The sequence below is a fragment of the Streptomyces sp. NBC_00203 genome, from assembly GCF_045206325.1.
Classification (GTDB): domain Bacteria; phylum Actinomycetota; class Actinomycetes; order Streptomycetales; family Streptomycetaceae; genus Streptomyces; species Streptomyces lutosisoli.
This window is the reverse complement of sequence record NZ_CP108126.1, coordinates 5,346,638-5,367,245: the sequence shown is the minus strand read 5'-3', so window position 1 is coordinate 5,367,245 and position 20,608 is coordinate 5,346,638. Positions and strand designations below refer to the sequence as shown.

The 20,608-nt window shown below is 67.8% G+C and carries 19 protein-coding genes and 1 tRNA gene; 9 read left to right on the top strand and 11 right to left on the bottom strand.

Translation table 11 applies throughout. From position 1 onward, the window contains the following. Positions 1 to 20 precede the first annotated feature (20 nt). From OG975_RS24085 to OG975_RS24070, 4 genes are all read left to right on the top strand, one after another. Positions 21 to 1,469: an FtsW/RodA/SpoVE family cell cycle protein gene (locus tag OG975_RS24085; protein WP_406331411.1), complete on the top strand. Its 1,449-nt coding sequence runs from the start codon at positions 21 to 23 to the stop codon at positions 1,467 to 1,469. Then, positions 1,466 to 2,944, top strand: coding sequence for a peptidoglycan D,D-transpeptidase FtsI family protein (locus OG975_RS24080; protein ID WP_406331410.1), 1,479 nt, complete (start codon positions 1,466 to 1,468; stop codon positions 2,942 to 2,944). The genes OG975_RS24085 and OG975_RS24080 overlap by 4 nt, the downstream gene beginning before the upstream one ends. 170 nt (positions 2,945 to 3,114) lie before the next feature. Next, the gene (gene pknB / locus OG975_RS24075) at positions 3,115 to 5,085 is read left to right on the top strand and encodes a Stk1 family PASTA domain-containing Ser/Thr kinase (protein WP_406331409.1); all 1,971 of its coding nucleotides are present in this window, start codon (positions 3,115 to 3,117) and stop codon (positions 5,083 to 5,085) included. Positions 5,086 to 5,288: 203 nt separating this feature from the next. Further along, a complete protein-coding gene (locus tag OG975_RS24070; protein ID WP_406331408.1) occupies positions 5,289 to 6,320 on the top strand; it encodes a restriction endonuclease in 1,032 nt (343 codons plus the stop codon). 91 nt (positions 6,321 to 6,411) lie between these two features. On the opposite strand, the gene OG975_RS24065 is transcribed toward OG975_RS24070, so the two are convergent. Genes OG975_RS24065 through OG975_RS24040 form a run of 6 tightly spaced genes read right to left on the bottom strand, consistent with a single transcriptional unit; the run spans position 6,412 to position 10,980 of the window. After that, entirely contained in the window at positions 6,412 to 7,176 is a 765-nt protein-coding gene (locus OG975_RS24065) for a class E sortase (RefSeq protein ID WP_406331407.1), read from the bottom strand. A 46-nt stretch (positions 7,177 to 7,222) separates the two neighbouring features. Next, entirely contained in the window at positions 7,223 to 8,575 is a 1,353-nt protein-coding gene (locus tag OG975_RS24060; protein WP_406331406.1) for a class E sortase, read from the bottom strand. After that, a complete protein-coding gene (locus OG975_RS24055; RefSeq protein ID WP_406331405.1) occupies positions 8,572 to 9,210 on the bottom strand; it encodes an aminodeoxychorismate/anthranilate synthase component II in 639 nt (212 codons plus the stop codon). Before OG975_RS24055 ends, OG975_RS24060 begins: the two co-directional genes overlap by 4 nt. Next, positions 9,207 to 9,395: a hypothetical protein gene (locus OG975_RS24050; RefSeq protein WP_327435107.1), complete on the bottom strand. Its 189-nt coding sequence runs from the start codon at positions 9,393 to 9,395 to the stop codon at positions 9,207 to 9,209. The genes OG975_RS24055 and OG975_RS24050 overlap by 4 nt, the downstream gene beginning before the upstream one ends. Positions 9,396 to 9,441: 46 nt before the next feature. Beyond that, positions 9,442 to 10,140, bottom strand: a complete 699-nt coding sequence (locus OG975_RS24045) for a class E sortase (protein ID WP_406331403.1) — start codon at positions 10,138 to 10,140, stop codon at positions 9,442 to 9,444. Positions 10,141 to 10,200: 60 nt separating this feature from the next. Next, entirely contained in the window at positions 10,201 to 10,980 is a 780-nt protein-coding gene (locus OG975_RS24040) for a DUF881 domain-containing protein (RefSeq protein WP_406331402.1), read from the bottom strand. Between the two features lie 142 nt (positions 10,981 to 11,122). Between OG975_RS24040 and crgA the strand changes: the two genes are divergently transcribed. After that, positions 11,123 to 11,377 carry a cell division protein CrgA gene (crgA, locus tag OG975_RS24035; RefSeq protein WP_099502056.1) on the top strand — a complete coding sequence of 85 codons (255 nt, stop codon included), beginning with the start codon at positions 11,123 to 11,125 and terminating at the stop codon, positions 11,375 to 11,377. 292 nt (positions 11,378 to 11,669) lie between these two features. On the opposite strand, the gene OG975_RS24030 is transcribed toward crgA, so the two are convergent. Further along, positions 11,670 to 12,587 (bottom strand): rhomboid family intramembrane serine protease, encoded by a 918-nt coding sequence (locus OG975_RS24030; protein WP_406331400.1) that lies wholly within the window; start codon positions 12,585 to 12,587, stop codon positions 11,670 to 11,672. 160 nt (positions 12,588 to 12,747) lie between these two features. Continuing rightward, positions 12,748 to 13,281: a peptidylprolyl isomerase gene (locus tag OG975_RS24025; protein ID WP_406331399.1), complete on the bottom strand. Its 534-nt coding sequence runs from the start codon at positions 13,279 to 13,281 to the stop codon at positions 12,748 to 12,750. Positions 13,282 to 13,673: 392 nt separating this feature from the next. On the opposite strand from OG975_RS24025, the gene OG975_RS24020 reads away from it, so the two are divergent. After that, positions 13,674 to 14,384 (top strand): DUF5324 family protein, encoded by a 711-nt coding sequence (locus OG975_RS24020; RefSeq protein ID WP_406331398.1) that lies wholly within the window; start codon positions 13,674 to 13,676, stop codon positions 14,382 to 14,384. Positions 14,385 to 14,773: 389 nt separating this feature from the next. Here the strand turns inward: OG975_RS24020 and OG975_RS24015 are convergent. Then, a tRNA-Ala gene (locus OG975_RS24015) sits at positions 14,774 to 14,846 on the bottom strand. Between the two features lie 182 nt (positions 14,847 to 15,028). On the opposite strand from OG975_RS24015, the gene OG975_RS24010 reads away from it, so the two are divergent. Together OG975_RS24010 and OG975_RS24005 are read left to right on the top strand one after the other, a co-directional pair. Continuing rightward, positions 15,029 to 15,577, top strand: a complete 549-nt coding sequence (locus OG975_RS24010) for a DNA-binding protein (RefSeq protein WP_327430113.1) — start codon at positions 15,029 to 15,031, stop codon at positions 15,575 to 15,577. Between the two features lie 116 nt (positions 15,578 to 15,693). Then, positions 15,694 to 17,754: a serine/threonine-protein kinase gene (locus tag OG975_RS24005; RefSeq protein ID WP_406331397.1), complete on the top strand. Its 2,061-nt coding sequence runs from the start codon at positions 15,694 to 15,696 to the stop codon at positions 17,752 to 17,754. Between the two features lie 15 nt (positions 17,755 to 17,769). Here OG975_RS24005 and OG975_RS24000 read toward each other — a convergent pair whose 3' ends face one another. Together OG975_RS24000 and OG975_RS23995 are read right to left on the bottom strand one after the other, a co-directional pair. After that, on the bottom strand, positions 17,770 to 19,347 hold the full coding sequence (locus OG975_RS24000; RefSeq protein WP_406331396.1) for a hypothetical protein: 1,578 nt from the start codon (positions 19,345 to 19,347) through the stop codon (positions 17,770 to 17,772). A gap of 204 nt (positions 19,348 to 19,551) precedes the next feature. Then, positions 19,552 to 19,680: a DLW-39 family protein gene (locus tag OG975_RS23995; protein ID WP_003999697.1), complete on the bottom strand. Its 129-nt coding sequence runs from the start codon at positions 19,678 to 19,680 to the stop codon at positions 19,552 to 19,554. Positions 19,681 to 20,006: 326 nt separating this feature from the next. Here OG975_RS23995 and OG975_RS23990 point away from each other — a divergent pair, with 326 nt between their 5' ends. Next, positions 20,007 to 20,360 (top strand): DUF6344 domain-containing protein, encoded by a 354-nt coding sequence (locus tag OG975_RS23990; protein ID WP_406331395.1) that lies wholly within the window; start codon positions 20,007 to 20,009, stop codon positions 20,358 to 20,360. The last annotated feature ends 248 nt before the right edge of the window (positions 20,361 to 20,608 follow it).

Here is a 20,608-nt window from a genome sequence, read left to right as displayed (position 1 = left end):
GTGAGGGGCCCTGTCACACGATGAGCAGTAGTACGAACACGCCGACGCACCACACGTCCACGATCGGTTCGATCGGCGCACCGAGCCGGCGCAACACCGAGCTGGCACTGCTGGTGTTCGCCGTCGTCATCCCGGTCTTCGCCTACGCCAACGTGGGCCTGGCCATCGACGACAAGGTGCCCACCGGCCTGCTGAGCTACGGCCTGGGCCTCGGCCTGCTGGCCGGCGTCGCCCACCTCGTCGTACGGAAGTTCGCCCCGTACGCGGACCCGCTGCTGCTGCCGCTGGCCACGCTCCTCAACGGGCTCGGCCTGGTGGTCATCTGGCGGCTGGACCAGTCCAAGCTGCTCCAGTCGATCGGCCAGGCCGGCAGCGCCGCGCCGCGCCAGCTGCTGTACACCGCGCTGGCCATCGCCCTGTTCGCCGTCGTGCTGATCTTCCTCAAGGACCACCGCGTCCTGCAGCGCTACACCTACATCTCCATGGTCGGCGCGCTGGTCCTGCTGCTGCTGCCGCTGGTCCCGGGCCTCGGCGCCAACATCACCTACGGCGCCAAGATCTGGATCTCGGTCGCCGGATTCTCCATCCAGCCCGGTGAGTTCGCGAAGATCGTCCTCGCAATCTTCTTCGCCGGCTACCTGATGGTGAAGCGGGACGCGCTCGCCCTCGCCAGCCGCCGCTTCATGGGCCTGTACCTGCCGCGCGGCCGCGACCTCGGCCCGATCATCGTCGTCTGGATGATCTCGATCCTCATCCTGGTGTTCGAGACCGACCTCGGTACGTCGCTGCTGTTCTTCGGAATGTTCATCATCATGCTGTACGTCGCCACCGAGCGGACCAGCTGGATCGTCTTCGGTCTGCTGATGTCCGCGGCCGGCGCGGTCGGCGTGGCGAGCTTCGAACCGCACGTCCAGACGCGTGTGCAGGCCTGGCTCGACCCGATGCACGAGTACCTGCTCAGCCAGAAGGGGGTCCAGGACGGCGTCGTCCACTCCGAGCAGGCCATGCAGGCGCTGTGGGCCTTCGGCTCCGGCGGCACCCTCGGCACCGGCCTCGGCCAGGGCCACTCCGAACTCATCCGGTTCGCCGCCAACTCCGACTTCATCCTCGCCACCTTCGGCGAGGAGCTGGGCCTGGCCGGCGTCATGGCGATCCTGCTGATCTACGGCCTGATCGTGGAACGCGGCATCCGCACCGCCCTCGCCGCCCGCGACCCGTTCGGCAAGCTCCTCGCCGTCGGCCTGTCCGGCGCCTTCGGACTCCAGGTCTTCGTGGTCGCCGGCGGCGTCATGGGCCTGATCCCGCTGACCGGTATGACCATGCCGTTCCTCGCCTCCGGCGGTTCCTCCGTCATCGCCAACTGGGCCCTGATCGCCATCCTGATCCGCATCAGTGACACCGCCCGGCGCCCGGCGCCCGCTCCCGCCCCCAACCCCGACGCCGAGATGACCCAGGTGGTCCGCCCGTGAACAAGCCCCTGCGCCGGATCGCTCTCTTCTGCGGACTCCTCGTCCTCGCCCTGCTCATCCGCGACAACTGGCTCCAGTACGTCAAGGCCGACGAACTGAGGACCGACACGGCCAACCGCCGCGTGAACATCGAGCGATACGCCACCCCGCGCGGCGACATCATCGTGGACGGCAACCCGATCACCGGGTCCGTGAAAGCCAAGACGGGCGACTACGAGTACAAGCGCACGTACAAGGACGGCGCCATGTGGGCACCCGTCACCGGGTACGCCTCGCAGGCCTTCGGCGCCAACCAGCTCGAGAAGATCGACGACGGCATCCTCACCGGCAACGACGACCGGCTCTTCTTCCGCAACACCCTCGACATGATCACCGGCAAGAAGAAGCAGGGCGGCAACGTCGTCACCACCCTCAACGCCGCCGCGCAGAAGGCCGCCTTCGAGGGCCTGGGCGACAAGAAGGGCGCCGTCGCCGCGATCGACCCGTCCACCGGCGCGATCCTGGCGCTGGCCTCCACCCCGTCGTACGACCCGTCGACGTTCGCCGGCAACTCCACGACCACCGACGCCAAGGCGTGGAACAAGCTCCAGAAGAAGAACAACGCCGACGACCCGATGCTCAACCGGGCACTGCGCGAGACCTACCCGCCGGGCTCCACCTTCAAGGTCGTCACCGCTGCCGCCGCCCTGGAGAACAACCTGGTCCCGGACGCGGACACCAACACGACCTCGCCGGACCCGTGGACCATGCCGGGCACCACCACCGTGCTGCCCAACGAGGGCAACCTCCCCTGCAAGAACGCCACCCTGCGCACCGCCCTCCGGGTCTCCTGCAACAGCGTCTTCGGCAAGGTCGGCTCGGACCTCGGCAACGCCAAGATGCTGGAGGAGGCCAAGAAGTTCGGCTTCACCTCCGAGCAGTTCACCCCGGTCCGCTCCAGCGCGTCGGTCTTCTCCGACAACATGAACAAGTCGCAGACCGCGCTGTCCTCGATCGGCCAGTACAACACCGCCGCGACCCCGCTCCAGATGGCCATGGTGGCCTCCGCCGTCGCCAACGACGGCACGCTGATGAAGCCCTACATGGTCGACAAGCTCCAGGCCCCGAACCTGGACGTCATCTCGCAGACCGAGCCGCAGAAGCTGAGCCAGCCGCTCTCCGAGAAGAACGCCCAGATCCTCCAGTCGATGATGGAGACGGTCGTCAAGAGCGGCACCGGCCAGAAGGGCCAGATCAACGAGAGCGGCGTCACCGTCGGCGGCAAGACCGGCACCGCCCAGCACGGCGTCGACAACAGCGAGAAGCCGTACGCCTGGTTCATCTCGTACGCCAAGCTCAGCGACAACAGCTCGCCGGTCGCCGTGGCCGTCGTCGTCGAGGACGGCAGCGCCAACCGTGACGACATCTCCGGTGGCGGTCTCGCCGCCCCCATCGCAAGGGACGTGATGAAGGCAGTCATCGACAGCAAGAAGTGACCCCGCTCACGTCCCCTTCACATCGGTGCACGTTGCGATACCGGTCCTGTCACGGGTGACGGTCTTGGCCAGGTCACAGAAGGCGAGCCGGGTACGGTATGCCCGGACGGCACACCGCCGGACCACACAAAGGTGCGGTCGGGACCGACGGAGAGGGCTGGTAGGTAGCTATGGAAGAGCCGCGTCGCCTCGGCGGCCGGTACGAGCTGGGCCACGTGCTCGGCCGTGGTGGCATGGCGGAGGTCTACCTCGCACATGACACCCGGCTCGGTCGCCAGGTGGCGGTGAAGACGCTGCGAGCCGACCTCGCGCGCGACCCGTCGTTCCAGGCCCGGTTCCGCCGGGAGGCCCAGTCGGCCGCCTCGCTCAACCATCCCGCGATCGTCGCCGTGTACGACACGGGTGAGGACTACATCGACGGGACCTCCATCCCGTACATCGTGATGGAGTACGTCGACGGGTCCACGCTGCGCGAGCTGCTGCACTCCGGGCGCAAACTGCTGCCCGAGCGCACCCTGGAGATGACCATCGGGATCCTCCAGGCCCTGGAGTACTCCCACCGCGCCGGCATCGTCCACCGCGACATCAAGCCGGCCAACGTCATGCTGACGCGCAACGGCCAGGTCAAGGTCATGGACTTCGGCATCGCCCGCGCGATGGGCGACGTCGGCATGACCATGACGCAGACGGCCGCCGTCATCGGCACGGCCCAGTACCTCTCACCGGAGCAGGCGAAGGGCGAGCAGGTCGACGCCCGCTCGGACCTCTACTCGACCGGCTGCCTCCTGTACGAGCTCCTGACGGTCCGCCCGCCGTTCATCGGGGACTCCCCGGTCGCGGTGGCGTACCAGCACGTACGTGAGGAACCGCAGCCGCCGTCCGTCTTCGACCCCGAGATCACGCCCGAGATGGACGCGATCGTCCTGAAGGCCCTGGTCAAGGACCCGGACTACCGCTACCAGTCCGCCGACGAGATGCGCGCCGACATCGAGGCCTGCCTCGACGGCCAGCCCGTCGCTGCCACCGCGGCCATGGGCTCCGTCGGCTACGGCGGCTACCCCGACGACCAGCCGACGACCGCCCTGCGCTCCACGGACGCCCAGGCCACGTCCATGCTCCCCCCGATGAACCCGGACGACGGCGGCTACGGCTACGACGACCGCCCCGACCGCCGCCGCCAGAAGAAGTCGAACACCTCGACGATCCTCCTGGTCGTGGCAGGCATCCTCGTCCTCGTCGGCGCGATCCTGATCGGCAAGTGGGCGTTCAGCGGCAAGAACGCGGGCAACGACACGTTCAAGGCCCCCAACTTCGTGAGCCAGACGTACGACGAGGCCAAGAAGATGGCGGAGAACCGCGATCTGACACTCGTGCGCAAGAACCAGCCCTGCGAGGAAGAGCCCAAGGGCAACGTCTGCTCGCAGGATCCGACGGCGGGCACGACGGTGAAGAAGGGCGACACGATCAATCTGGTGGTGTCGACCGGGGCGCCGAAGGTGGTCGTGCCGAACGTGATCGACAAGGACGTCGACGCGGCGACGTCTCGGCTCGAAGCCGACAAGTACGGGTTCGACGTCCAGACGAAGACCAGGGAATCCAGCGAAACGCCCGGTACGGTCCTCGAGCAGACCCCGGACCCGGGCTCGGAGGTGGAGAAGGGATCCAAGATCACCCTCACCATCGCCGCGGAGAAGAAGCAGGTCACGGTCCCCGACGTCAGCGGCAAGACCTGTGACGAGGCCACGGCACAGATGACGGCCAGCAACCTCGTCGCCTCATGCACCGAGGTGGAGACCGACGACGCCAACCTGATCGGCAAGGTCATCCAGACCGCCCCGGCGGCCAACGCTCAGGCCACCCCCGGCTCCACGGTCAGCATCCAGATCGGCAAGGCCAAGGCGCAGGTCGCCGTGCCGACCGTGGCGGGCCAGAGCCTCAAGGACGCCAAGAAGGCGATCGAGAACGCGGGGCTGACCGTCGGCAACATCAGCGGCTCCCAGGACGACAACGCCATCGTGATCACCTCGGACCCCCAGGCCGGCACACAGGTCAACCCGGGCACCACGATCAACCTGACCGCAGCGGGCGGCAACGGCAACAACAATGGCGGCACCAACATCTTCGGCGGCACCACCGGCTGAAGCCCCGCCTGAACACGACTGTGCCCCGCCCGGAACTCTCCGGGCGGGGCACAGCTCGTTCAGAGCGCCACCCCAACTAATCCGACCTTCTGTACGAGATTCGACCGTATCTTCCTACTTCCCGACTCGTTGAAGGCATGGGGTGGGGAAGCACAGCTCTGCCCCGGCTACACCGCCACGACACGAGTAGAAGGGGGCAGAACGTGATCAACGAAGCGGTTCTGCTGGAATCGAAGACTCTGCGGGACAGCGCACTGGAACGTACGGAAGTGCTCGACAGAGTCAAGGCACTGTCGCTGCTGCCGGACGGCATGCATGTGACGACGGCAATGGTCGCCGCGTACTTCGGGGTAGGTCTCGAAGCCATCAAGTCCCTCGTCAAGGACCACAAAACGGAGTTGGAGACCAATGGCTACCACCTGCTGGAGGGCGAGGAACTGAGGTCCTTCAAGGACCTCAGTGGGATTCAATCCCGCACTCGCTCTCTGGCGATCTACTCACGACGCGCCGTCCTCAACGTCGCCATGCTGCTCCGGGACAGCGAAGTCGCACGTCAGGTGCGTACCTACCTCCTCGACATGGAGTACGCGGCCCGCACGCAGCCTGTGGATAACTCTGTCCACACGGCCGCTGCCTCCCTGGACGACCGCATCGACCAGCGCATCACCCACATCCTCGGCAAGGCCGTCGTCCCCATGTTCAACGCCCTGATCGAAACCTCGGGCGAACACCGTCAGGAACTCATCGCCCTCCGTGAGGATGTCCAACGGGTCGAGCAGCGGCTGTGCGACCACGACACCCGCATCACCGATCTCGAACGCACCCGTGGTCCACGCCAGTACACCGGAATCATGGCCTCCATCGACGCCATGAACTGGCGGGAGTTCGAGGACCACATCGCCGTTCTGCTGCGCCGCGACGGCTGCACGGAGGTCGTCGTGCACGGCGGTCCGGGTGACCGTGGAGTCGATGTCACAGCGTGCACCGCCGACGGCCGCACGGTCGTCGCGCAGTGCAAGAGCTTCGCGCCATACCGCCCCGTGTGGAGTGGAGAACTGCAGAAGTTCCTCGGCGCCTCACACGTCCAGCACGCGGCCGACGTCGCACTCTTCGTCGCCACGACATCCTTCACGCCCGACGCGCGTGCCATCGCGGAGAGCTACGGCGTCACCCTCGTGGACCGCGCCCACCTGGAGAAGTGGAGCGCAGGAGTTCCACTTCCTGTCCTCCGGTAGGCGCCACCGGAGGTGGCCGAAGAGGCCCGAAGCCGCAAGAGATAGTTGCGGCTTCGGGCCTGACTCATCTTAAGGGAGACGACTTGTCTCGCTAACGCAGTTCCTTCGGCGGCGTCCGCTCGCTGTCCACCTTCACCACCCGCTCCAGCTCCCCCCACACCACATACCGGTACCGGGACGTGTACACCGGCGTGCAGGTCGTCAGGGTGATGTAGTGGCCCGGCTTCTTCTTGCCGGACTGCTTGGGGACCTGCTGGAGGACCTTGACGTTGTACTTCGAGGTCTCCGGGAGGATGTCGTAGACCTTGTAGACGTACCACTTGTCCTTGGTCTCGAAGACGATCGGGTCGCCCTTTTCCAGCTTGTCGATGTTGTGGAACTTGGCGCCGTGGCCGTCGCGGTGGGCGGCGAGGGTGAAGTTGCCGTCCTTGCCGGTGGTCGGGAGCGCGGCCTTGACCGGGTCGGTGTAGTAGCCGGCGACACCGTCGTTGAGGACCTTCGTCGAGGTGCCCTTCTTGACGAGGACCTCGCCGTTCTTCATCGCCGGGACATGCAGGAAGCCGATGCCGTCCTTGGTGTCCAGAGCACCCGGACCACCCTTGTCCTGCGCCCAGTTGTCGCGAACCTTGTCGCCCTGCTTGTCCGCCACGCGGTCCGCGACGACGTTCGTCCACCACAGGGAGTAGACGACGAAGAGGCCGAGCACCAGACCAGCGGTGATGAGCAGCTCACCGAAGACGCTGACCGCCATCGCGATGCGGCCGGAACCGCGACGTCGACGTGCGGGCACCTCAGCGTCGGTGTCGGCTGCGGATCCGGATTCGGCGCGCTCGTCGTGGTCGGTCCTCGCTGCCACTGTGCATCTGCCCCGTCTGATCTGTCTCAGGTTGTCTCACGTGCTCTCAGCTGACGAGCGCGTCCGGCTTGCCCTTGCTGCGCGGCCGGTCCTCGACCATCTTGCCCCAGACGATCATCCGGTACTTGCTGGTGAATTCCGGCGTGCAGGTGGTCAGTGTGATGTAGCGGCCCGGCTTGGTGAAAGTCGAACCCTTGGGTATCGGGTCGAGCACACTCGTGTTGCTCGGATTCGTCACCGGCAGGATCGACGTCATCTCGTAGACGTAGTAATCGTCCTGCGTCTCGACCACGATCTTGTCGCCCGGCTTCAGCCGGTTGATGTACCGGAACGGCTCCCCGTGCGTGTTGCGGTGCCCCGCGAGCCCGAAGTTGCCCGTCTTGGCATCCGGCATCGCCGTCTTCGTGGCGCCCTCGCCGTAGTGGCCGACCATCCCGCGGTCGAGCACCTTCGTCTTGCTCGTGCCCTCGGCGATCGGCGTGACCACGTCCAGCTTCGGGATGTGCAGGATGGCGAAGCCCTGCCCCGGCGCGAAGGTCCCGGGGCTCCGCTTGCCGCTCGCCCAGTCCTGCTGAAGGTGGTGCGCGGCACTGCCCGCCTGCTGATGCGCCCGCACATTCGACCACCACAACTGGTAGGTCACGAACAGCAGCATCAGTACCCCGGTGGTGATGAACACCTCGCCGATCACCCGGCTCGCGATGACACCCGCACTGGGCTTGCGCGCCCGCGCCGCCCGCCGGGCCTCCATCCGGCTCAGAGGCGCCTCAGCGCCCTCAGCGGCCTTCTCCGCCGACTCCCGGGACCCGTGAGACTCCTGGGGCTCCTGAGCGCCCCCGCGCCGCCCCTGACGCCTTGCCGCCTTCCGCCGCGCCGCACGGCCCCCAGACGCCGCTGTGGGCCCGTTCTCAGCTATTCGTGGCGCGTCCGGGATCCGCAGCGCCACGGTCTCGTCGTCCAACGGCAAGGGCACGACGAACGGTTCCTCGTAAGGAGCGGCGACCGGCTCCTGGTACGGAACGGCCACCGGCTCCTCGTACGGCAGGGAGTACGTCTCCTCGTACGACGGCGGAGACGGCCGCAGCGGTTGCTGAACCTGCTGCGGCTGTTGAACCTGCTGCGATTGCTGGACCTGCTGCCGTTGCTGCTGCGCGGGCTCCTGCCCCGCGTACCAGTCGGCCGCGTACCCCTCCGGGTCGTACCACTCCTCCGGCTGCCCCGCCGGCCGCTGCCCCGGCACCGGCAAAGGGTCCGTCAGCGGATCCGCGAGCCCCCCGACCGCCGCCTCAAAAGCACCCGCGCCCTCGAACGCACCCGCACCCTCGAACGCGTCAGCGCCCCCGTACGCGGCCTCGCCGCCATAGGGGGAGCTGTCGCGCTCGGGGCGCAGCGCGGTCACGCCGTGGCCCTGCCCACCACCGGGGCGAGCCCCGCCGACCTCGCCACGGCCACCTTGTCGCCGCACTCCAGCAGCCAGTTCGCCAGCATCCGGTGACCGTGCTCGGTCAGCACCGACTCCGGATGGAACTGCACGCCCTCGACCGGGAGTTCACGATGCCGCAGCCCCATGATGATCCCGTCGTGCGTACGGGCCGTGACCTCCAGCTCGTCCGGGACGGTCTCCGGCTCGGCCGCGAGCGAGTGGTAGCGCGTCGCGGTGAAGGGGGACGGCAGGCCCGCGAAGACCCCCTTGCCCCCGTGCTCGACCAGCGAGGTCTTGCCGTGCAGCAACTCGGGCGCGCGATCCACGACACCGCCGTACGCCACCTGCATCGACTGCATACCGAGGCAGACACCGAAGACGGGCACACCGGTCGCGGCACAGTGCCGGACCATGTCGATACAGACCCCGGCCTGCTCGGGAGCGCCCGGGCCCGGCGACAGAAGCACCCCGTCGAAGCCGTCCTGGGCGTGCGCGGTCGACACCTCGTCGTTGCGCAGCACCTCGCACTCGGCGCCCAGCTGATACAGGTACTGGACCAGGTTGAAGACGAAGCTGTCGTAGTTGTCGACGACGAGAATCCGCGTGCTCACTGGTTGTCCACCGTCACATCGTTGAAGGGAAGCAGCGGTTCGGCCCACGGGAAGACGTACTGGAAGAGCACGTAGACCACCGCGAGGACCAGTACGAGTGAGATCAGCGCCCTCACCCATACATTCCCCGGCAGATGCCGCCAGATCCAGCCGTACATGCCGTCCCTTCCGTCGCACCACGGCATCGGAGCCACATCCCACACCACCGGACTCATGCCGTACTGCACCAGACTAACGGCGCAGAGCCTCCGGTTTCCCTGCCTCCACAGGCTGCGTGGAATCAAGGTGAGCCCAGACGATCAGCCGGTGGCTGTGTCCCCATTCCGGGTCGCACGTGGTCAGCGTGAGATAGCGCCCCGGACGCGTGTACCCGGACTTACGTGGCACAGGGTTGATCACCTCAATGTCCGAGGGCAGCGTTTTGTAAGGGCCTTTGTCGATCCGATACGTGAACCAGGTCGTCCCGTCGGTCAGCACCACCGCGTCGCCACGCCGCAGCTCGGGAAAATCCTTGAACGGATCGCCGTACGTGCGCCGGTGGCCCGCGACCGAGAAGTTCCCCGTCTGCCCGAGCGGAGCCGTCCCCCTGTAGTGGCCGAGCCCCTTCTTGAGAACGCTCGTGGCGGTGCCTTCGAGCACGGGCTTGTTCCACGTGAAACCAAGCCGCGGGATGTACATCACCGCGAACGGCTTGCCGTACTTGTAGGGCGCGGGCGCCTTCGGACTCGCGGTGGCCGGGGCACCCGAGGGCGCCTGCGTCTTCTGGGCCAGCGCACCCTTCGACCACTGCTTCTGGAGCACATCGATCTGGTGGTCCATCGCACTGTCGGCCTTCACACCGGTCCAGAACAGCACATAGACCACGAAGAGCACGATCAGAGCACCGACGGTGATGCACAGCTCACTGATCGTCCTGACGACCACTCGCACCGACACAAGGTCCCCCCGGCGGCAGCTGCTCCACAGGCTTCGCGTACTACGCCGCCGCCGCTACTCCACCGGCTTCGCGTAGTGGAGATCCACTGTGCCCGAGTAGCCGGGAAGAGTCACCGTCCCGCCCTCCTCGACTTTCCAGCCGAGCCCGTAGACGTTGACGTACACCATGTAGTTCTGGATCGCCGGAGAGGCCGCGAGCGCCTTCTGGAGCTTCTGCGGGTCACCGACGGCCGTGATCTTGTACGGGGGCGAGTAGACGCGCCCCTGGAGGATCAGGGTGTTGCCGACGCAGCGCACCGCACTCGTGGAGATCAGCCGCTGGTCCATCACCTTGATGCCCTTGGCACCGCCCTGCCACAGGGCGTTCACCACCGCTTGCAGATCCTGCTGGTGGATGACCAGGTAGTCGGGCTGCGGCTCGGGATAGCCGGGCAGCTTGGCCGTCGCGTTCGGCGGGGCGTCGTTGAGCGTGACCGTGACGGCCTCGCCCTTGAGCTTCTGGGTACCCGCGTTCTTCTCCAGCGCGGCGAGCTTGGCGACCTCAGCCTTGCTGCTGCCGTCCTCACGACCGGCGAGCGCATCCACGTCGTCACGCAGGGTGCCATTGGAATCATCCAGCGACGCGTTCTTGTGGCTGCGCTCCTGGATCAGGTCGGAGAGCTTCAGCAAGGACGTATCCGTACGGATATTGGTGCCCTTGGCCGTATTGAAGCTGGTGAAGAAAATGAGGCCGGCGAGAGCGAAGACGGCCGCGGTGAGTACCCGTACGGGACGGAAACGGCGTTTACCGGCAGGACTGGATCCCGTCCCGGGGGAGTCGGCAGAATTGCTCAACGTACCCTTATCTCCTTCGGCGCCGCGGAAGCACTACGCTAACGGACGCCCGGGGGAGCACTCAGTGTCCCCTTGTACGCTGCCCCGGAGCCCGCCCCAGTTCCCTGCGCGGCCACGCAGCGCATCGACAGGAGAGACCCTCGTGCCGAAGTCACGTATCCGCAAGAAGGCCGACTACACGCCGCCGCCGGCGAAGCAGGCGACCAACATCAAGCTGACCAGCCGCGGCTGGGTCGCACCGGTCATGCTGGCCATGTTCCTGATCGGCCTCGCCTGGATCGTCATCTTCTACGTGACGGACGGATCCCTGCCGATCGACGCCCTCGACAACTGGAACATCGTGGTCGGCTTCGGCTTCATCGCGGCGGGATTCGGCGTCTCCACGCAGTGGAAGTAGCGCCCCGGAGCAGCTCTGCCCAGGGCTATCCACTGAGTTATCCACAGCAGTTGTCCACAGAGGTGGAAAAGAAAGCCGATCTGTGGATAACTCAGTTGAGGTTGACGCCGGTACGACTGACCTACCGGTATCCGGAAGCTTGTTCGCCCCCTGCCTGACCTGGGAAAACCAGGATCAGCGACAGGGGGCACAGCTGTTCCCGCACAGCGTGCACAAGATCCGCCACAATCTGTGGACAACATCGGTCCACAGGTGAGCCGAGCCCCCTCTCAGGTGAGCTGAACTCTCCCTCTCAGGTGAGCTGAGCGGTTCTCACCAGCGTGGTGATCAGCACGACGGCCAGGACCAGGGTGCACACCCCGTACTGGATCAGCGCCCTGCGCTCGCGCGGCGCGTGGACCATGGCGTAGCCGACGACGACACCGGCGACGAGGCCGCCGATGTGGGCCTGCCAGGCGATGCCGCTCCACCCGAAGGTGAAGATCAGGTTGATCACCAGCAGGGCGATCACCGGGCGCATGTCGTAGTTGAGCCGGCGCATGAGGACGGCGGTCGCGCCGAAGAGGCCGAAGATGGCGCCGGAGGCGCCGAGCGACGGCTGGTTCGGGGCGGCGAGGAGGTAGCTGAGCGCGCTGCCCGCGAGGCCCGAGACGAAGTAGAGCGTGAGGTACCGGGCCCGGCCGAGGGCTGCTTCGAGGGGGCCGCCGATCCACCACAGGCTGAGCATGTTGAACAGGATGTGGATATAGTTCTGGGCGTCGTGCAGGAACATCGCCGTCACCAGTCGATACCACTGGCCTTCGGCGACGCCCTCGATCGAGCCGAGGATCGGGACGTACGCGCGGCCGATGAGGTCGAAGCGGTCCGTGAAGCGGTCACCCATCGACATCTGGACGAGGAAGACGGCGAGGTTGAGACCGATCAGGATCTTGGTGGCGAGCCGGGGGTCCGCGGCGACCGTGCCGCCGGCGATGGTGCGGGGCTGGGTGGCCGTCGGCGCCAGGCCGGTGCCGGAGCCGCTGCGTACGCATTCGGGGCACTGGAAGCCGACGGAGGCGCTGACCATGCACTCGGGGCAGATGGGGCGCTCGCAGCGGGTGCAGCGGATGCCTGTCTCGCGGTCCGGGTGGCGGTAGCAGGTGGGCAGGCTCTGGGCGTTCTGCGGTTCTTGGTCCCGCGGGCCCTGCGGGCTGCCTGGCGCCTGGTCCATGGGGTCCCCTCAATTCTCCGTACGACGGCTCGCGCGCGGGCACACAGGGTCCGTGTGCGCAATGCACCGCCCCGTCCATCCTTACGGATGAACGGGGCGTTTGGTTCCCTGCGGGAGCCTTCGGACTCGGCGGTGCCGAGCCCGGGCGTGCCGTCGGGGCTCAGCCTTCGCGGGTCTCGACGACGACCGATTCGATGACGACGTCGTTGACCGGGCGGTCGGTGCGCGGGTTGGTCTGGGAGCCGGCGATGGCGTCCACGACCTTCTGGCTGGCCGGGCTGGTGACCTCGCCGAAGATGGTGTGCTTGCGGGTCAGCCAGGCCGTCGGGGAGACGGTGATGAAGAACTGCGAGCCGTTGGTGCCCGGGCCGGCGTTGGCCATGGCCAGCAGGTACGGCTTGTCAAAGGCGAGGTCGGGGTGGAACTCGTCCTCGAACTGGTAGCCGGGGCCGCCGGTGCCGTTGCCCAGGGGGTCGCCGCCCTGGATCATGAATCCGCTGATCACCCGGTGGAAGACCGTGCCGTCGTAGAGCTTGTCCGCGGACTTCGCACCCGTGGCGGGGTTGACCCACTCACGCTCGCCCTGGGCGAGCTCGACGAAGTTCCGGACCGTCTTGGGCGCGTGGTTCGGCAGGAGCCGGATTTCGATGTCGCCTTGGTTGGTCTTCAGGGTGGCGTAGAGCTGCTCAGCCACGATCTGCCTTCCGTTGCCTTCTTTGACTCCCCGATCCTCGCACGGACGGGGCGGAGAGGCGCCCGGCCGCCACCTCTGGGCGAATATCCGTGCGCCTGGCTTGCAGAAATCCGGTCGAGTGGCCTCGGGACGGGGGCGCGTGGCGGGGATCCGTGGCATTGTCGACGACAAGCTCCTGTTGCCCTGTATTAAGCCGCTATTGCACTTGATCGACACTTGATCGAGTCCCGTTCTGAAGTCACCCGGAGTCAGTGCCCGTGACCCGGATGCCTGCCCTCACATGCCCCGGACCTTTTGGGCGGGCATGATCCCGATAAGGGTGGAAAGGTGAACTGTGTGTCTTTGGGGGCACCTCAGACCCCCGACATACGCCACCGAGGAGGAGGAAACCCGTGACCCGCATCGACAGCGTGCGCGCCGCGACCGGCTCGGCGAAGGACAGCGTGCTGCACGCCGCGGAAGTGGTGGCGCCTTACGCCGACACGGCCATGGACAGGGCTTCGTACTATGCGCAAGAGGCGCGCGTACGGCTTGCGCCGAAGGTGTCGCAGGCCGCCGAACAGGCCCGCGTGCAGTACGACGCCCATCTCGCGCCGCGCCTTGAGCAGGCCCGTACGCATGTGCCGCCGAAGGTCGACCAGGCGGCTCAGGAGGCCGCCGACCGTGCCCGTAAGGCGGCTCGTCAGGCCGCCGACTATTCCAAGCCGAGGATCGAGCAGGCGGTGGCCGCGGCCCAGCCGGTTCGGGACGAGGCCGCGTCCCGTGGTGTGGCGGCGCTGGCCGCGTTGCGCGGTCAGGTTTCGCCGGAGGAGATCCAGAAGCTGGTCCGTAAGCACGAGCGGCGGGCTAAAACCGGCCGTCTCGCCAAGGGGCTGGCTGTGCTGGCGGTTCTGGCGGGTGCCGCGTTCGCCGCCTGGAAGTGGTGGGACAAGCAGGCCAACCCCGACTGGCTGGTCGAGCCTCCCGCCGCGACCGAGGTGCCCGAGTCCGGCCGTCTGGCGTCGGTCGACGGCAGCGGCCAGTCGGACCTGGACCCCGAGGTCCAGGCCAAGGAGGCCAAGGAGGCCGAGGAGCGGGCGGCGGAGCGCGACGACCGCCGCTGAGCCCGATCTCCGGCTGAGTCCGACTTCAACATCGCCGTGGGGCAGGAGACTTGAGAGTCTCCTGCCCCACGGCGATGTTTCACGTGGAACGTGTGATCCGCCCTTCGCCAGGTCTCCCTCGCCGGCGCCGGCAGGAAGACCAACCCCGGCATCACGGCCGGATTCTTCAAGGCGCTGCCCGACGCACCGGCCGCTGATGGCCAGGACCGCTCCTCTTACGGATCGGTTACTCACGGGGATCCCAGGGGGCGAAAGACCTCTCCCGAGCCCCGCGAACGCGGGCCTCCGCAGACCCCGGGCCGCACCGCCGCGTTGAGGTGCCCACTCGGTGAAGCAGAAAAAGATCCCCCCTGACCGCGTTTCCGCAGGTCAGGGGGGATCTGTTTGTGTGGAGCCTAGGGGAGTCGAACCCCTGACATCTGCCATGCAAAGACAGCGCTCTACCAACTGAGCTAAGGCCCCGGAGGAGGAACACCCAGCCACAGGAATCACCTGCTGACGGGCGCCGCAGACCAGAGTACCGGGTCACCCCCGGTATCTCGCAAAAAGATTGGGGGTCCCCGTGAACGACCACTCTCCGTAAGATGCTCGACGTGGTTCGCTACAGCGAACCGCGGTATTTGGGGAAGCGATGGGGAGACGCAATGGACGCCGCACAGCAGGAAGCAACCGCGAGAGCCCGGGAGCTTCAGCGGAACTGGTACGGGGAGCCGTTGGGGGCGCTCTTCCGTAGGCTCATCGAGGATCTGGGTCTCAACCAGGCGCGTCTTGCCGGGGTGCTGGGCCTGTCCGCGCCCATGCTGTCGCAGCTGATGAGCGGTCAGCGCGCGAAGATCGGCAATCCCGCGGTGGTCCAGCGTGTACAGCTGCTGCAGGACCTGGCGGGGCAGGTCGCTGACGGCAGTGTGAGCGCTGTCGAGGCGACCGAGCGCATGGACGAGATCAAGAAGTCGCAGGGGGGCTCGGTGCTCAGCAACACCACGCAGTCGACGACCAGTTCGGGAGCGCCCACGGTCAAGCGGGTGGTCCGGGAGATCCAGTCGCTGCTGCGCTCGGTGGCAGCCGCCGGGGACATCATCGAGGCGGCGGACACCCTCGCCCCGAGCCACCCGGAACTGGCAGAGTTCCTCCGGGTGTACGGCGCCGGCCGTACCTCCGACGCGGTCGCGCACTACCAGTCGCACCAGAGCTGAGCCCTGGATCCGGCCGCCGAGGGGGCGGCGGCCGGATCCACCGCGAGGAAGGCACCGCAAGAGGGCCGGCGGCCGAGCCGGCCCCGGGGGGAGCCGAAGGGGAGCGTCGTACGACCATGGGTGAGGTCTTCGCCGGACGGTACGAACTGGTCGACCCGATCGGACGTGGGGGAGTCGGTGCGGTCTGGCGCGCCTGGGACCACCGACGGCGCCGGTATGTGGCCGCCAAGGTGCTGCAACAGAGCGATGCGCACGCACTGCTGCGCTTCGTGCGGGAGCAGGCCCTGCGGATCGACCATCCACATGTGCTCGCTCCCGCCAGCTGGGCCGCCGATGACGACAAGGTCCTGTTCACCATGGACCTGGTCGCCGGGGGCTCCCTGGTCCACCTGGTCAATGACTACGGCCCGCTGCCTCCTCCTTTCGTCTGCACCCTGCTCGACCAGCTGCTGGCGGGCCTCGCCGCCGTGCACGCCGAGGGGGTTGTGCACCGCGACATCAAGCCTGCCAACGTGCTGCTCGAAGCGACCGGAACGGCCCGGCCCCGGCTGCGTCTGTCCGACTTCGGCATCGCCATGCGGCTCGGCGAGCCCCGGCTGACGGAGACCAACTACGTGGTGGGAACGCCCGGTTACTTCGCGCCCGAGCAGATGATGGGCGCCGAACCGGACTTCCCCGCCGACCTGTTCGCCGTCGGCCTGGTCGCCCTCTATCTGCTGGAAGGGGCCAAGCCCGACGCCAAGGCGCTGATCGAGTACTTCGCCGACAACGGCACGCCGTCCGCTCCGCGAGGCATACCCGAGCCGCTGTGGCAGGTCGTGGCCACGCTGCTGCAGCCCGACCCACATGCGCGGTTCCGCACCGCCACGGGTGCGCGCAAGGCGCTCGCCTCAGCCACCGAGCTGCTGCCCGAGCCCGGCCCCGACGACGAGCTGGTCGAGGTCTTCGACCAAGTCGGGCCGCTCCCGGAGGGGTTCACCCCGAAGGGACCGCTTCGGCCCGCGCCGGGAGTGAGCGCGGGGGGCTTGTCGTCCGGGGCGCATGCGACGCGTCCAGACACCACCGCGACGCAACTCAGCCCTGACGACACACCGTCTTGGCCGGGCCTCAGCCCCAGCCCCAGCCCCAGCCCCGGCCCCGGCCCCGGCCCCGATGCCGACTCCAGCTCGGGCTCCGGCTCCGGCTCCGGCTCCGGCTCCGGCTCCAACCCTGTCTCGACGCTTGACTCCAGCTTTGGCTCTGGCTCTGGGCCCGCCTCCAGTTCCGGTGCTGGGCCCGCCTCCGATTCCGGTCCTGGGCTCGGCTCCAACCCCGTCTCGATGCCTGGCTCCGGCTCCGGCTCCGGGCCATGGCGTCACGGCTCCGGCGCGTTGTCTCAGGAGGCCGATTCCGTCGGCGTCTGGGCGGGGTCCGGCACCAATGGCATACGACCGGAGCCCGTTACCGGTCACACAGGACCCGAGTCCGGTGCCCGGCACATACGACCCGAGTCCGGCGCCAGTCACGTAGAGCTGGAGCCCGGCACCAATGGCGTACAGCCGGAGTCCGTTCCCAGCAACAACGTACGGCCGAAGCCCGCTCCCGACGGCGCACCGCCTCAACTCGCCAACGACGCCCTCCCCCCGCAGCCGTCCACGATGTCGGACACCGGCAGCTTCCACCTCCCGCCACCGCAGCCGGCCGCTCCCGACGCGCAGGCGCAGCCCCAACCACAGCCCGAGCCCCAGCCCCAGCCCCAGCCCCAGCGGCAATCGCAGCCACAGCCTCAACCACAGCAGGCATGGCGCGAGACGCAGCAGTTCCCCACGCCGCTCCATCCGCGGCACCTGCCCGAGCAGACGCCCACTCCCCCCACATCGCTCGTGCTCCCGGCGCCAACTCCCCTTTACGCTCCGCCTTTCGACCCCACCCCGACTCCCACGCCCACTCCCACGCCCACTCCCACGCCCACGCAAGTGCCCTCCCCTCATTTGCCTGTGGCCCCGCCCGCGTACGCCTCTACTGCTTCATACACCGCTCGGTCCCCGCAGGTTCCGTCTCAGGCGGGAGCAGTTCCGGAGCGCCGTGGAAGGCGCGCACGGCCTCGCCCCGGGCCGCCCGCGAAGGTGGCTGTCCCGGTGCTGCTTCTCGCGCTGGCCTGCTTCGCCGTGGGTTTCTGGGCGCTGAGCCAGATCTGAGCGGGGCGGCGCGCCCTACCAGCCCCGCGGAGCCCCGCGCTCCCACGGCGCCGGGGCCTGTATCTGGGTTTGGGGCTGGGTCTGGGGCTGCGTCTGCACAGGAGCCGAAGCCGTGTCCGCGTCCTCCGGCGCCACCCGTGCCCGTCGCCGCGCGACCACCCTCCACATCCCGAGCGCCAGCACCAGCACGCTCCCCGTGCCGATTCCGCCGGCGGCGACCAGCTTCATCGTGCCGCTGCTGTCGCCGCTGCCACCGTCTCCGGTACCGGTCGAGCCGCCCACCGTGCCGTCGGCCGCGTCGTCGGCCGTGTCGTCGGATTCCTCCGCCGGGACGTCGAAGGCGTCGCGTGGCGCTGCCTGCCCCGCGTAGGCGGGACCTGTCTGCGCCGTCCCGTCCACGCGCACGCGCAGCGTCAGCCCGAACGGTCCGTCGCCGATCTTGTCGGCGACCTGCTCGGCGAGGTGGACGACGAGGTAGTACGAGCCCGCGAACCGCATTCCGCTCACGCGGTCGTTGAATGCGTATCGGTTCTCGTACGCGACGGGCGGCAGCGGATCGAGCGCGGCCGAGCGCTGGCCGCCGTCGTAGCCGGCGCCGACGTCGTCGACGAAGCCGCGTACGGGGTTGTAGAGGGACAGGACGAGAGCGGTGCCGATAGTGCCGCCGTTGCTACGGCTCGAATTGCCCAGGTCGGCGGTGGCGTAGAGCTGTTGCCCCCAGTCGACCGGCACCTTGTAGAAGAGCGTCTGCCCGGGGCTGATCCCGTCCCGCCAGATGCCCTGCCGCAGTGAGCTCGCCGTGGTGAAGCCCGCGCCGCCCTTACGGCGCTTCGGGCTCCCGGCGAGGGCGTCGGGTGACGCGGAGTTCCAGGCCTCGGGCGCGCTCGTCGAACCGGCCGCCTTCTTCAGGCTGGGCTCCGACACATAGCTGAGTTCCAGGTCCCAGTCGCCGGACGAGGATCCCGTCGTACCGCTGCGTGTGACGACCACGTAGTACGTCCCGGCCGTCTGGCAGGCGTACTGGTTGCCGTTCGTTTCGCGTGACGCCCAGGCGGCGATGGGGTGGGGGCTCTGGGTGGCGCCGAAGTGGGTGGTTCCGGAGAAGGAGCAGTTGCGGCTGTTGCCGTCCTGCACGGACACCTTGACGCCGTCCGAGTAGGAGACCGTCGTACCCGGCCTGGGGACGGCGGTGGCGGAGACGTAGGCGTTGGACGTGGCGTCGAGTTCGAGGCGGTAGTAGAGCTTGGCGTCCCTGCCTATGGAGCTCCTGTAGGTCTTGCCCGGCGCAAGTTGTTGGGCGTCGGTGGTGTCCGCGGTGCCCTTGACGGTCGTGGCGTCCTCGGCGAAGGCGTACGGCGTTGGTGTCGCGGCGGTCGTCGTCTGTGTTCCGGCGGCAGTCGTCTGCGCTCTGGCGGCCGCGGCGGCCTGCCCCGTCGACCCGATCGTCGCGCACACCGCCACCGCCGCTGCTGCCGCCGCTGTGAACGCCCGGTTGTGCCACGCCATCGCACGCCGCCCCACCGTGCGCCGCCCCATCACGTGCCACCCCTCGTCGTAGCCCCGGACCGTGGCCCATCCTGCCCCGCCAGTCACCGCGCTGCCCGTGCTATCCACAGGAGCGGCTGAAAGGGCTCGTCCGGACAGACATCAACTTTGCCAGGGCAATCAATCTATTCGCTCAAGCGAATTGAATGAGTTCCGGACGGAGTTCCGAACGGAGCCTCGAACAAGGCCCGGACAACACAAAACCCCGACCGCGATGGCGGCCGGGGTCTGCTCTGAGACTGTTGTCGATACTCACGAACCCGTGGGCACGGAGTCAGTCGCCTCCGTCCACAGATCCTGCTCGGCGCGATCCGCCTGGATCTGGCGGTACACGAGGAGCCCGCCGATGGCGGCCAGTGCGACCAGGAGAAGCTTCTTCACCGCGCGACCTCGTCCTTCGTTGACGTAGGGGACCTCTGGCGCCCGACTATACACACCGGCCGATATCGATCGGTGACCTGGATCGGCCCTCAACTCCCGCCCGGTACGCAGCAGTAGAACCGGATGCGATCGCTCCGACCCGAGGGTGACCAGACCTCACAGACGGTGACTTTCGCCACGATCTCCGACTTTTCGGGGCCTTTGCGGCCATTCGGGTGGTGTTCATCTGAACATCGACGCGCCACGGGCGTCGGTCCACCACTTCGCGGCCCGCATACACATCATGAGGAAAGTACGCAAATCGCCTGACCCGAAAGTGAGGGGCCATGACCCAGAACAAGGTCATGAAGCTGTGGACCGCCTTCGTCACCGCCTTCCTGGCGCTGTGCACGACGCTCGGACTCATCACGACCACCGCGGCCGCGGCCGTACCGCAGGCCGAGGCACCCCGCAACAGCACGGCGGCCTCCGTGGCGGTGCCGGCGATGTCCTACTGGACCTGGTCCTACAGCCGGGCCCTGCCCCCCACGATGAAGCAACGCATCCGCGCCGAGGCCCACGGTTCCTCACCGAACTGCCGCCACCGCCCGCCCGCCGACGACGCCACGGCGGACCCCGCCGCCCTCTGCGAGACCGAGTCCGAGACCGTCGCGGAGCCCGACACGGCGCTCCAGAACTGAGCGATACGGCGTCGTCCCCAGTCCCCTCCAAGATCCCCTGATGTAGCGGCGAACTTGCGTACAAAGCAACCCAGGGCGAAGGCCCGGCAGCTCATCCGAGTTGCCGGGCCTTCGGCGTTCTGTAGATCAACAGCACTCGTCCGTCCCTCCGTTCCCCCCACTCGTCAAGACCTCTTTAGGAGTCGTAGGCTGAGGTGTGAGTTGTTGGCCCGCTGACGTGTCAGCCCGCTGACACGTCAGGCCCCACA

Excerpts from the sequence above, each read along its gene's own strand:
- OG975_RS23990 (WP_406331395.1), top strand. The coding sequence starts at position 20,007 with ATGACCCAGAACAAGGTCATGAAGCTGTGGACCGCCTTCGTCACCGCC.
- OG975_RS24005 (WP_406331397.1), top strand. The coding sequence starts at position 15,694 with ATGGGTGAGGTCTTCGCCGGACGGTACGAACTGGTCGACCCGATCGGA.
- OG975_RS24010 (WP_327430113.1), top strand. The coding sequence starts at position 15,029 with ATGGACGCCGCACAGCAGGAAGCAACCGCGAGAGCCCGGGAGCTTCAG.
- OG975_RS24085 (WP_406331411.1), top strand. The coding sequence starts at position 21 with ATGAGCAGTAGTACGAACACGCCGACGCACCACACGTCCACGATCGGT.
- OG975_RS24030 (WP_406331400.1), bottom strand. The coding sequence starts at position 12,587 with ATGGACCAGGCGCCAGGCAGCCCGCAGGGCCCGCGGGACCAAGAACCG.
- pknB (WP_406331409.1), top strand. The coding sequence starts at position 3,115 with ATGGAAGAGCCGCGTCGCCTCGGCGGCCGGTACGAGCTGGGCCACGTG.
- OG975_RS24050 (WP_327435107.1), bottom strand. The coding sequence starts at position 9,395 with ATGCCGTGGTGCGACGGAAGGGACGGCATGTACGGCTGGATCTGGCGG.